The sequence below is a fragment of the Psychrobacter sp. Arc9 genome, assembly GCF_041431295.1.
Taxonomy (GTDB): domain Bacteria; phylum Pseudomonadota; class Gammaproteobacteria; order Pseudomonadales; family Moraxellaceae; genus Psychrobacter.
Window position 1 is genome coordinate 89,369 of record NZ_JASMRK010000002.1, and the last position, 12,339, is coordinate 101,707.

The window sequence follows — 12,339 nt, forward strand, 5'->3', positions numbered from 1 at the left end:
ACTGGTTATCTATAGTGTCGGCTTTAGCACTCTGTGTCTACTGCCTTATAGGTCTACTAGCTTAGAAAAGGCTACTAGCTTATAGATAGCATTAATGGGTAGTAGCCTTTGTTTTCACTACTATTTATACCCTAAAACGCAATCACATAAAATTTATAAATCATAACTTAGTTAAATATCGAATCATAGCATTGACTGCATGTATTTTCACCGAAGCCTTGCTATTATACGGCTTAATATTGATAAAACCTATGCTATATCTTGATATAGTTTTTAATAAAATTTACGATTATTCTCATAAAAAAATTGTCGTTCAGCGCCGCTATTTTCTCTATCAGTCGCGATTTATCTGTAGGAATGTCCATGTCCAACCAGTTTCAGTTATTCAAGCGCCGTCGTTTTAGCGCTATGTTTTTTACCCAGTTTTTGGGCGCATTCAATGACAATATTTTTAAGCAGGCGCTCATACTGGTGCTGACTTATACTGCCGCCAGTAAATTAGGCGTAGAGGTCAGCATTCTTAATAACTTGGCCGCTATGCTATTCATCCTGCCCTACTTTTTGTTTTCTGCTTTGGCAGGCCAGATTGCTGATAAGTATGAAAAATCAAAGCTCACGCAGTTTATCAAACTCCTTGAGCTGATCATTATGGCAGTTGCCGCAGTCGGCTTTGTCTTTGAATGGTATGCACTGCTATTTGTCGCGTTGTTTTTGATGGGCACACATTCGACCTTCTTTGGACCGATTAAATACGCTTATCTGCCGCAAGCGATGAAAGAAGATGAACTGGTCGGCGCCAACGGCCTTTTTCAGATGGGTACGTCGCTGGCTATTTTGGTCGGTATGATTGTCGCTGGTATTTTGACTCAACTATCACAATCCCTGTATTGGATTAGTGCCACGGTGTTGGTTGTCGCTGTTTTAGGATATTTAGCTGCACGATATATTCCTACTATGGCAGCGATGCAGCCTGACCTGAAGATTAACTGGAATATCATTACCACCAGCTTAGCCACTGTACGTTACTTATACTCCTTGCCTTTTTTGTTCTTTATCATTCTTGGTAACAGCTGGTTTTGGTTTTATGGGGCGACGTTTTTGACCCAAGTGCCAGAGTTCAGCAAGGTGATTTTGCTTGGTGATGAGTCAGTTGTTATTTTCTTACTCACATTGTTTTCTGTTGGCGTGTCGATCGGTTCGGTGCTGTGCAAAACATTGACCAGAAATAAAGTCAGCTTGCGTTTATTGCCTTTTGGTATTGCTGGATTAAGTATCTTTGCTATTGATTTGTATTTTTCACTTTCAGGTTTAGATATAAATGTGAATAATGACACATTACTTGGCATCGGTGATTTGTTTAATATAAGTGGTAGCTGGCGGGTGTTTGCAGATTTGTTCTTATTAGGGTTCAGCGGTGGTTTGTATATCGTACCGCTATATGCTTCTATGCAAGCCTACGCACCTAAGAGCCATCGAGCACGTATTGTCGGTGCGAATAATATTTTTAATGCGATATTTATGGTTACATCAGCGATTTTTGCGATTGTTATTTTAAATGTTTTAGGGTTTACGCTACCGCAGCTATTCTTGGTAACAGGGCTATTAAATATTGTGTTTGGTGCGTTCTTATATATTAAACTCAATAAGCATATTAAGCATGCCGTTATCCAAACCAACGATGGTATAGCGCCGTAAATAAGTTCAGTTCCATAGATACAGTCTAATGTTGCGCTGATGACTTCGTTGCTCTTATCGCTATAGCAACCTATGAACTATCTATAGATTATTTATGGGCTACCTAGACAGTAATATTCGAGCCGATAATTTGGATTGTTTGTTATAGTAATACGCATCATGCCGTTGCTTTTAGACGGTAACATACTTTATTTTATTGACAGTTTTTAACACCATCAGGAGTGAATTATGACCCTGCGTCCTTTATCTAAAATTGACCAGTTGTTACTTGGGGTCGATAAGGCATTACGAGCTGTCGTGCCCCATTCCAATCCAAGCACGCGTCCGTTGCCCGTCAGTAGCGATGAGATTCCTGAGCTGACCATCACAGAAGCGCGGCACGTCTCAGGTCTTATGCGTATCAATCATACCGGTGAAGTATGTGCGCAAGGTCTATACCATGGCCAAGCGTTTGCCGCGAAAGATAATGGTGTCAAACAAGCCATGCAACAATCCGCCGAAGAAGAAGTCGATCATTTGGTCTGGTGCGAGACTCGTCTAAGCGAACTTGGTAGCCATGCCAGCGTATTTACGCCGCTTTGGTACGGTATGTCTTTTGGACTTGGTGCAGTCGCAGGCGCGATCTCAAATGAGTTTAGTCTAGGGTTTGTAGCGGAGACAGAAGCGCAGGTCAGCGAGCATCTACAGGATCATATCAAGCAGCTACCTGAACATGATCAGCGCTCAAAAGAAATACTGGCACAAATGGATAAAGAGGAGCTGCATCATCGCGAGCTAGCACTTGCAAGTGGCGGCGCTGCCCTTTCTCCGGCAGTACGTCGGACCATGCGATGGATGGCAAATCGCATGAAAGATACCGCTTATCACTTATAGCTTATCACTTATGGCTACAGGTACTGTGGTTAGTTGCTGTTGTCGATTTTCTTACTAATTAATAGCTGCACAGATTTACGTAGGTTTGCTTAATTCTAGCGATTAACAATCCTACCACAGATAGCGTAAAGCTTAATTTGCTACGGTATTAAAAATTTGTACGATTTTGCAGCAATGCGCTATTTATATTACCGTCCAATCAATGAATAACAACCAAATAAATTAAACAAGGTAACGATTTTTATGAAAGCGATTCTCTCTAGTAGCCACTCTATTAAGTCACCGAAGTTTGCAACGTTGACCGTCATGGCTGCAACCTGTGCCATGCTGTTATCTGCACCTGTAAACGCTGCAGAAACTGACGCCACTGCAACGGCTGTACCTAGTGCAATGGATTCAAGCAAACGTGTGATTCGTCTTGCTCGTCCTAATGCAGCTATCAGTCCTGCTCAAGCCAATGCCGCTCAAACAAGCTTGCCAGCAACACCTGCGAGCAACAGCCAGCCGACTAATGCGCAAACAACTAACATGCAACTAAGCGGCACTCTGCAAAACAACGCATCTGTTAGCACTGCTCAACCTCAAACACCACAAATGATGTCGCCTGCTGCTGCACCTGTCATGAACGGCACTACTCGTGTTTATGAGCCTGGTCCAATGACAGCTACTGGTATCGATCTGCGTAGCGGACAACTTCCGAATATTCCTACACCGCAATTACAGCTCTCAGACATGAGCTTTGTTAAAACTGTACTAATTCCACAACAAAAAGGGCTAGGTACTGATAAGCTTGATGTTAGCTTATTAGATGACTTCATCGCTGATGTATCCCCTAACGCGCGCCACTATCCACCAAACTTCCCTAACCGCACACAGCGTCATTACACTCGTGAAAAAATCAAAGTATTAGCGGATTGGATCGAACCTTATGCTAAGTCGCCAAATGCTTCTTATGATGTGTTGCTTCGTGCTGCTAAGCTAAACGGTATGGGTCGTAACCTAGACTTGGGTTCAGACTACACGGTACGTGGTGGTCAGTATGTCGATCGCGCTATCAAGCTGCAACCTGATAGTGGTGAGGCTAACTTCCTATACGGTATGATGCTATCAGAGGGTGGCGGATTCAAAGAAGGTCAAAAGTATCTAGATCGCGCTGTCGCTCTAGGGTACACCGAAGCAGAACAAAGCTTGGCACAGTCAGATCTACTTAGTGACCGCCGTGCTAATGCGTTAGAACGCCTACGTCGTCTTGAAGGGCAATACCCTAACAATACTGTTATTCCTCAACAAATCAAACTCGTTGAAGAAGGCAAATTCTACATTTGGGATATTCCTGCCCCTGACATCAGTGTAAAACCAGGTGCTTAGAAATTTTATACTTGTTGAGATTAGCTATTGAGGGTTTGATTCATAAGATATTTGTTTAATAAAACCTTCACTAGGTCAAATCTCTAATAAATAATCTAAATCCAAGCTTTAAATACCAAGCGCTTTTGTTTTATATCTATAAGACAAAAGCGCTTTTTTTCGACTAGTAGAAACACTTTCGTTTTAAAACATGCTTTTGTAGAACTGCAAATGAATAGTCTAATGCCAAAAGTTGCGCTACACTCATTATCAATTGCTACTTTCATTATTGATACTCTCATACATAACTACCGTTTATTGGACTGACTTATGACTTTCGCTGGCTTTAGCAAACAGACAGTAATGCATATTAATAAAAAAACCCTGCCCATTACGTCACTTATGCTTTTGGCGGCAGCAGTATTGCTACCAGCGTGTAGTACGGTGACGGTCGATAAACAAGCCTCGGCCAAGACCATCTCAGCGCAGCGCGGCAATATCGTCACTGACAATGCGCTAAGTAGCGACACAACATCTGCTTTGCTATCAGCAGGACTGAATGAGCAAGCCTGTATGCAGCAATTTGACTTATGCTTGACTCAGCTCTCTGATAGTATGCTTAACAGGCACTATCGGCCTGCCTTAGCTATTTTTGCAGAACTGCACTATGCAAAAGCGCGTCAACTATCTGATTCAAAAAACTGTCGTAATGCGCTTGCACGCCCGCCACTTGATCCGTATTACGCCAATGCGCCTTTAAGTAATGAGGATTCAAAAACACAGCAAGAAGAGACTGACCTGTGTTTAACCGATTATCAAGCAAGATTGTTTGATGCCGTCAAATACAGCTACACCTATCTATTTTATGACAGTTTGACCCATGACTTTGAAGGTGCAGAGCAAAATAGTAATAGCCATCGTGCGCAAAACCGTATTCCGAATGACAATGACATCCAAACCCAAGATATTTATAACGCTGCCAGTAACGACGTTATTACTCAAATCTATCAATCGACTGAAAATGCCAATAAATTGATGGGTGATACGAAAGTAGAATACCTGCCAATAACCTCTACCAAGCGTGATAACACCGATGAAGCAGCGATTGCCAATCGACCACCACTAAAGGGCAAAGCAACAGACCAAGTCAAAGTCATGAAAGTGACAGTAGATAACTACAACCTTGATATTTATTTGCCAAACGAAAACAACTATCTGCAAAACGCTCATAAACAAACTTCCGCTTTGGCAGACTTATCATCCACTTATGAGCTGCGACTCTCAGGTCTCAATTCCGTGAGCAAACGCCCCGGCTTAGGCATCAGCTTGGTTGCCTCGTTGGATGATCGCTATACCACCACAATCCGTCAATTATTGGTCGCCTCATTATCTGGTCGGCTAACAAATGAAGATACAAACACGGACGATAGCGAGCCAAGTTCACGTATTTATCCCACTGGACACCTGTTATTAACAGGTCTGATTAAGCCAGATGGCGATAGCGTATTAGACGCGCTAGGCAGTCGTAAGCTTGATATTCATTTATACAATCCGTACCAAACTGAATCCGTCAATATCCTCAACGATGACTACCCACTGGCAGCCAATTTTTCTGCGGGATATGGCTTATGGTTATCAGAAAACCAGTTAGATGGTGTGGGTTATTTAAACTTGATTACTCGCCAACCAGATGCTCAGCTGCCCAAACTCTTCATGCTCGAGCCTTATGATCCTGATAAACGCGTGTTGATTATGTTGCATGGGCTAGCCTCTAGTCCGGCCACTTGGGTCAATCTGACCAACGATATTCTTAATGATGACAAGCTGCGTGATAACTACCAAGTTTGGCAGATATTCTATCCAACCAATCTGCCTATTTTAGAAAATCGCTACCAGATTCAACAGTTAATCAACAGCACCTACCAGCAAACTGATCCCAATGGACAAAATCGTGCCAGTCAAAACAGTGTGATTATCAGTCATAGTATGGGTGCCATTATCGCTCGTATGATGCTATCTGATGAAAATTTAATCGATGATTTAGATAAGCTCAATGATAAAGACATCCTCTCTAGCAATGAGAAGCAGCAAATCCGTAACGCGCTCAAAACGTCTTTTGGCGAAGATGAGTTAAAGGAACGATTTGAGCTACAGGCATTGCCACAAGTAGACACCGCTGTTTTTCTATCTGCACCTTTCCGTGGTACCGATTATGCAGATCGATGGTTCACCCGTGCACTACGCCGCATCGTTTACTTACCCGTAGGTCTGGTCAAGACATTCACGGATAACTTAGCGACTATTGCCACACAAGGCGATTTGGCGCAAAACCCACTAGGAGCATTGTATTTGCAGAATGGTGCCAGCCAGTTAAGTGATAAGTCTTCTTTTATAGAGTTAACCAAAGACATCACTATTAATGAGCGTATCACTTATCATTCAATCATTGCCAATAACGATGCCGATATCACTAAAGGGTTGGCACAAACACAACCAAATGGTGCCAAGATTGATTTGTCGCAAGCGGTAGAAGACAATGCTGGAAATGAAACGGCGAGCGTTGATGTGAGCGATAATACTGAGACATCACAGCTACCACCTGAGCCGCTTGTTGCTGCTGTAACGGTCAATGATGATATCAGTCAAGCACTGACTGAGCGTTTATCAGATGGTATCGTTCCTTATAATAGTGCCCATCTCGATGGTGCCGCATCTGAGACAATTATCAATGGTGGTCATAGTATCCAGACTAATCCGCAGACCATTTTGACGTTGCGAAGAATTTTGCATAAGCAGCTACAAGAATGATGTAGATTTTTGTTATTTCACAAGGTTTTTGACGTATAAATCGTAACCTTTAAACATCAGTCATAGCTTTCAGATAAGCAGTATGTTCGCGCATACTGCTTTGTTTTTAATAATATTAATTTTATTTTTCAATGTTTGAATTATGTTATTTTGATGACTCTTAGGTCTGCAACAGACAGACTGGGTTGCTTGCGTGTATATCTAGGTGAGCGCATAATATATCTATAGCACATGACAGTAATATGTAAATTTATAAGGACATAAATTATTCAATTCAGCTAAACAGTGAGTCGCAAACTTAGCCACAATTTATGTCTAATGGAGCTAAGTCCACGTCACTGAGCTATTGCCCGTAATGTTTGCCACTTTGATCGATGGATAGTTACGGACAGTTACTTGAGCGTTGTATGGAAGTCAGCGCTATTCAGCTAACAGATGAGAGTAACCGTTTATGTTCGCTACATTTATGATTGACCAGCTCGATGCGCTGATGCTCGCGCGTATCCAATTCGCTTTTGTTATCTCGTTCCATATCGTCTTTCCTGCCTTTTCTATCGGTCTTGCCAGCTGGCTTGCGGTGCTTGAATTCCGCTGGTTAAGAACTGGTGAACCTATCTATGCTGAAGTCTACAAGCATTGGGTCAAAATATTTGCTGTCGTCTTTGGTTTAGGCGTGGTATCAGGCGTGGTAATGTCCTACCAGTTCGGTACTAACTGGGCAGTATTCTCTGATAAAGCCGGTAACGTTCTAGGCCCATTACTCGCCTATGAGGTACTGACAGCGTTCTTCTTAGAAGCGTCCTTTTTGGGGATTATGCTATTTGGGTGGGGTCGCGTGAGCAAACGCATGCATTTTGCCTCAACCGCCATCGTTGCTATCGGCACCTTGATTTCAGGTTTCTGGATATTAGCCGCCAACAGCTTTATGCAGACCCCTCAAGGTTTTATGATGGGTGCAGATGGCCTGCTCTATCCAACTGACTGGCTTGAAATTATTTTCAACCCCTCATTCCCTTACCGCTACGCTCATATGATGACCGCAGCCTTTCTAACCACTGCCTTTGTCATTGGTGGTATCGGCGCATATTATATTCAATCCAAAAAGCACGTCGAGCACCGCGCGCATGGTCGTGTGATGCTAGGTATGGCGATGATTATGGCCATCTTCGTTGCGCCTGCGCAGGTATTGATTGGTGATGAGCATGGTCTAAATACCCTTGAGCATCAACCTGCTAAAGTAGCTGCGATGGAAGGGCTCTGGGAAGATGAGCGCGGTGCCGCACTACGTCTCTTTGCGATTCCTGACCAAGAAAATCAGACCAATAAGTACGAAGTAAAAATTCCTTATGTGACTGGTTTAATCTTAACCCATTCGTTAGATGGTGAAGTTAAAGGGCTTAAAAACTGGGCGCCTGAAGATCAACCACCCGTCATTATCGTGTTTTGGGCGTTTCGTATCATGGTTGGTATTGGCATGCTTATGGTACTGGTCGGCCTATTCAGTCTATACAAATACTTCAAAAAACAGCAGTTCAATACTGACAGTGTATGGTTCCACCGTGCTTGGATGATGATGACTCCGCTTGGTTTTATCGCCTTATTATCAGGTTGGTTCGTAACCGAAACAGGACGTCAGCCCTGGACGGTTTATGGGGTGATTCGTACTGCTGAAAGTATGTCACCGCTTGCAGCACAGCAAGTAGCGACAACATTGATTGGCTTTATCGTTCTGTACATATTTGTCTTTGGTGCAGGCAGTTTTTATATCTTGCGCTTGATTGCTCAAGGGCCGAAACCTTATACAGATCCTGCAGAAGATAACTTCTACGAGCATTCAGTAACTGAGAGCCAAGGCCGCGCGTTAAGTGGTGATAGTAATCCTGCTAAAGGTACTGAAGAAGGCTTAGATGAGCCTGCAAATGATGTCGATGATGGAGGATTACGCTAATGTTTAACTTCGGTGATGTATTAGATTTACCTCTTATTTGGGGCGGTTTGATTGCTTTGTCTGTCTTTGTCTATGTACTGCTTGATGGCTTTGATTTGGGCTGCGGTATTTTGTTCCCTTTTGCAGGCTCAGATAAAAACCGTAGCCGCATGATGAACTCTATCGCCCCATTTTGGGACGGTAACGAAACGTGGCTAGTCCTAGGTGGTGGTGGTTTATTCGCAGCATTCCCTGTTGCTTATGGCATCATCATGACAGGTCTATATTTGCCAGTAACTGCCATGTTGTTCGGTCTTATCATGCGCGGCGTAGCGTTTGAGTTTCGCTTTAAATCCTCTTCGCGCCGGCATGTATGGGATACCTTTTTCTTTGTCGGTTCAGTCGTTGCCACTTTCTCTCAAGGCATTATGCTTGGGGCGTTAGTGCAAGGGTTAGAAGCCAGTAACCGTCTATATACTGGTGGCCCATTTGATTGGCTCACACCCTTCTCAATAGTGTGCGGATTTGCCATGATTATCGGCTATGCCTTACTTGGTTCAACGTGGCTTATTATAAAAACAGAGCACACATTACAAGTATGGGCGCGCCAAGTTTCTAGATGGATGCTTACTGCGTTACTAGTAGCGATGGTTGTGGTCACAGCGTTTATGTACTTCTCAGACATCGATGCATTAGAAGGATGGTTTAGTTTCCCAGATTTATTATACCTCGCTCCTATGCCTATCATTGTCATGCTCTTATTCTTTATCATGCGTAAAGACTTAAAAACAGAGCGTGAGTATCGTCCATTCTTACTAACGGTTGCCTTATTTTTAATGGGTTATATTGGGGTTTGTTTCGCCCTATTCCCTTATATCGTACCGTATCAAATGACGATTTATGAAGCTGCTGCTGCCGATACCTCGTTATCATTTATGCTGATTGGCGCCTGTATCATGTTACCGATTATCTTGAGCTATACAGCATTTGCTTACTATACCTTTAAAGGTAAGTCTGATCACAATCCAATGTACTAGTCGCTAATCGCGACGGACAACGGATCAGCTAAAAAGGATGGCTATCATCGTTTATAGATGGTAGTCACACTTCATACGCTAATCAGGAGATCTCTATGAAAAAGTTCAGTAAAAAACAATCGCAATGGGCATGGTTCGTGGGTCTATATTTGGCAGGGTTCTTAGTGGTATTTACCATTGCTCAGCTAATTAAACTGGCCATGGGTGTTTAGCGTAACTGCCTAATCATACGATTGAGTAGTTGGTTAGTTAGCTAATAAATAGCTTGCTAGATGCTAAATTTGCATTTTTGTCTTGCAAATACCTCTTTTAAGAATGTCGTAAAAAGTAACTCTATATGCATAAAAAAAGCAGCGTTGAATAATCAACGCTGCTTTTTATTTATCTTAAATTTATCAGCTTGGCCTACCTGCATGCTTGATATCATTCTGTTCGATAAACTCATTAACCTGTGTTAGACGCTCTGGGGTCCCCACGTCTATCCAATTATCTGTCGTCACTTCAGCAGTAATCTGAAACTTTATCATTGCTTGCTTTAGTAGTGGTGCTAATGCCGCAGGCTGTCCTGATACCAGACCTTCTACCAATTTTGGTGACATTACGCTAATACCTGCAAAGGTATACTTATCTGCATCGCCAACCGGTTGTTCACTAGCAAGGCCATTATTAATCGCGAAATCGCCGCCATTATTGTGCTCTGGATTATCAATCAATAACAAATGCGCGCGCTGATCCGCTCCCAATGTATAGTCTGTTAATCGAGAGAAATCATAGGTAGTCCAGACGTCAGAATTTACCAGAATGAACGGCTCATCTTTTAGTTTACCTGATTGTAATGCCTGAAAAATGCCGCCTGCAGTCTCAAGTGGCTCATCGTCTTCTACTGACCAATGCAGATTTACGCCATATTGTGAACCATCACCTAGGGCGTCCATTAGCTTATCTGCCAACCATGAGGCATTGACCGTGATATCAGTAATGCCTGCTGCTTGTAGTGCTTTAATATGCCATACAATAAGCGGTTGACCTGCGACTTCAACCAAAGGCTTGGGCGTCTCAAGCGTTAATGGACGTAGGCGTGTACCCTTGCCCGCTGCCAAAATCATGGCTTGTGTAATCGTAGAGGTAGACATCTGCGCTCCTATCTTTATTATTTAAATTAATTTAGCTGAGCGTCATCTACGCTGAAGCAAACTTCTCTTTATAAGCAGGTAGCACTGCCTCTTGTAGCCATTGATTAAACGATATAATTGATTGCTTTAGTTCATCATTGCCATGTTCGGCAAGCCAGTTTAATTCAATAATCAAATCACGCATGACTTTAGGAATATCCGCCAAATAGCGGTCTTTCCCATCACGCTCAGACAAACGAATAAAAATCCCTAATACCTTTAAGTGACGTTGTACGCCTATGACATTTACATCGTTTTCAAACTGCACCGCGCTATCAGCAGTGGTTAGTGATTTTTGTTTTTGTAGCTGCCAAAAGTCATTAATCCATGTAGATATTTGGCTCTCTGGCCATTCAACATAAGCATCGCGGACTAACGACACTAAATCATAAGCATACGAACCAATAACAGCATCTTGAAAATCAATCACGCCCAACTGAGATTTATCTGCTTGATCTTGCATGAGGTTGCGGCTGTGATAATCACGATGTACCACCACTTGTGGCTGTCGCAAAATCTCATTCATTAACGCTGTTTTTAGGTTTCCCCAAACCTGCTCATCTAGCGCTATACCAATATAAGGCATAAACCATTCGCTAAATAAATCCATCTCGCGGTCTAATAGTGCTGTGTCATAATCTGGTAGCTGGTGTTGCGACTTTGCCGTTTCTACTGGTACCGTTTGTAGCGCGACTAGTGTCTGCATTGCTAGTTGATAGTAGTCATTGATTTGGTCTGCAGTGGCATCGACAAGCAAATGAGCAAATTCTACTGTGCCAAAATCTTGTAATACCAAGAATCCTTTTTCTACATTTTGTGCAGCCAGTGTCGGCACGTTGACAGCAGGTGCCATCAGCTTAGCCACACTGATAAACTGCAGCATCGCATCTTGCTCGTCAGCGGAGTCCATGACGATATAATGCTTGTTGGCGCTATTGTCTGTCTCTGATAGTTCGATACGATGATATCGGCGGGCACTAGCGTCACCAGGTAAGCTATCTAGACTAAAGGTTTGATCTAAAAATACTTGCTGTAACCATTGTTCTAATTGCTGTTGGCGGTTGTTATTTTCATCGATCATATCAGTCTCTAAAGTCGTTTTGTCAGTCATATTGGGCATCGCTGGTTAAATATAAGTCATAAATAATTAAAGTAGTGATAAGTCGGACAAATACTTGCTAAAATAGCGATATGTGTCGGTGCTCTACAAGCTGTCACAGACGTATTGCTATATCATTCAATACTTGATGTCGGATAGAATCGCTATCGCTACTTAAAAATCAGCATGGCTATATTATAAATTTTGGTAAATAGTGTAGCTGATTTGGTTTTTTTTGACTATGATTAGTCGTCATTATATGTAAAACATCCAAATTTTTGAGAATACATTAGTCATATTTTAGTCGCTCGTTCACTGCTTTATGTCGTTCGGTGATACCGCTACTAAACTCAGTCATGCAATCCAATAAGCTCTGCAATC

At 42.5% G+C, this 12,339-nt stretch carries 9 protein-coding genes; 7 read left to right on the plus strand and 2 right to left on the minus strand.

From position 1 onward, the window contains the following. Positions 1-363: 363 nt before the first annotated feature. The 7 genes from QO187_RS01635 to QO187_RS01665 all read left to right on the plus strand — a co-directional run bounded on the left by QO187_RS01635 (position 364) and on the right by QO187_RS01665 (position 9,899). Entirely contained in the window at positions 364-1,695 is a 1,332-nt protein-coding gene (locus tag QO187_RS01635; protein WP_102094420.1) for an MFS transporter, read from the plus strand. A gap of 228 nt (positions 1,696-1,923) precedes the next feature. Next, positions 1,924-2,568, plus strand: coding sequence for a 2-polyprenyl-3-methyl-6-methoxy-1,4-benzoquinone monooxygenase (coq7, locus tag QO187_RS01640; protein ID WP_102094419.1), 645 nt, complete (start codon positions 1,924-1,926; stop codon positions 2,566-2,568). Between the two features lie 243 nt (positions 2,569-2,811). Further along, positions 2,812-3,936 (plus strand): M48 family metallopeptidase, encoded by a 1,125-nt coding sequence (locus tag QO187_RS01645; RefSeq protein ID WP_102094418.1) that lies wholly within the window; start codon positions 2,812-2,814, stop codon positions 3,934-3,936. 309 nt (positions 3,937-4,245) lie between these two features. Continuing rightward, a complete protein-coding gene (locus QO187_RS01650) occupies positions 4,246-6,723 on the plus strand; it encodes a triacylglycerol lipase (protein WP_228153225.1) in 2,478 nt (825 codons plus the stop codon). A 451-nt stretch (positions 6,724-7,174) separates the two neighbouring features. After that, positions 7,175-8,671, plus strand: a complete 1,497-nt coding sequence (locus tag QO187_RS01655) for a cytochrome ubiquinol oxidase subunit I (protein ID WP_101206159.1) — start codon at positions 7,175-7,177, stop codon at positions 8,669-8,671. Beyond that, positions 8,671-9,687: a cytochrome d ubiquinol oxidase subunit II gene (cydB, locus tag QO187_RS01660; RefSeq protein ID WP_057759155.1), complete on the plus strand. Its 1,017-nt coding sequence runs from the start codon at positions 8,671-8,673 to the stop codon at positions 9,685-9,687. The genes QO187_RS01655 and cydB overlap by 1 nt, the downstream gene beginning before the upstream one ends. Before the next feature lie 95 nt (positions 9,688-9,782). Continuing rightward, positions 9,783-9,899: a DUF2474 domain-containing protein gene (locus tag QO187_RS01665; protein ID WP_101206161.1), complete on the plus strand. Its 117-nt coding sequence runs from the start codon at positions 9,783-9,785 to the stop codon at positions 9,897-9,899. A gap of 183 nt (positions 9,900-10,082) precedes the next feature. Here the strand turns inward: QO187_RS01665 and murU are convergent, their stop codons facing one another. Both murU and QO187_RS01675 read right to left on the minus strand, forming a co-directional pair. After that, positions 10,083-10,820 (minus strand): N-acetylmuramate alpha-1-phosphate uridylyltransferase MurU, encoded by a 738-nt coding sequence (murU, locus tag QO187_RS01670; RefSeq protein ID WP_102094417.1) that lies wholly within the window; start codon positions 10,818-10,820, stop codon positions 10,083-10,085. A 46-nt stretch (positions 10,821-10,866) separates the two neighbouring features. Further along, positions 10,867-11,970: an aminoglycoside phosphotransferase family protein gene (locus QO187_RS01675; RefSeq protein ID WP_371546792.1), complete on the minus strand. Its 1,104-nt coding sequence runs from the start codon at positions 11,968-11,970 to the stop codon at positions 10,867-10,869. Between the last annotated feature and the right edge of the window lie 369 nt (positions 11,971-12,339).

Bases quoted from the DNA above. Each gene is read 5' to 3' on its own strand.
- QO187_RS01665 (WP_101206161.1), top strand. From the start codon at position 9,783: ATGAAAAAGTTCAGTAAAAAACAATCGCAATGGGCATGGTTCGTGGGT.
- QO187_RS01655 (WP_101206159.1), top strand. From the start codon at position 7,175: ATGTTCGCTACATTTATGATTGACCAGCTCGATGCGCTGATGCTCGCG.
- QO187_RS01635 (WP_102094420.1), top strand. From the start codon at position 364: ATGTCCAACCAGTTTCAGTTATTCAAGCGCCGTCGTTTTAGCGCTATG.
- murU (WP_102094417.1), bottom strand. From the start codon at position 10,820: ATGTCTACCTCTACGATTACACAAGCCATGATTTTGGCAGCGGGCAAG.
- QO187_RS01675 (WP_371546792.1), bottom strand. From the start codon at position 11,970: ATGACTGACAAAACGACTTTAGAGACTGATATGATCGATGAAAATAAC.
- cydB (WP_057759155.1), top strand. From the start codon at position 8,671: ATGTTTAACTTCGGTGATGTATTAGATTTACCTCTTATTTGGGGCGGT.
- QO187_RS01645 (WP_102094418.1), top strand. From the start codon at position 2,812: ATGAAAGCGATTCTCTCTAGTAGCCACTCTATTAAGTCACCGAAGTTT.
- QO187_RS01650 (WP_228153225.1), top strand. From the start codon at position 4,246: ATGACTTTCGCTGGCTTTAGCAAACAGACAGTAATGCATATTAATAAA.
- coq7 (WP_102094419.1), top strand. From the start codon at position 1,924: ATGACCCTGCGTCCTTTATCTAAAATTGACCAGTTGTTACTTGGGGTC.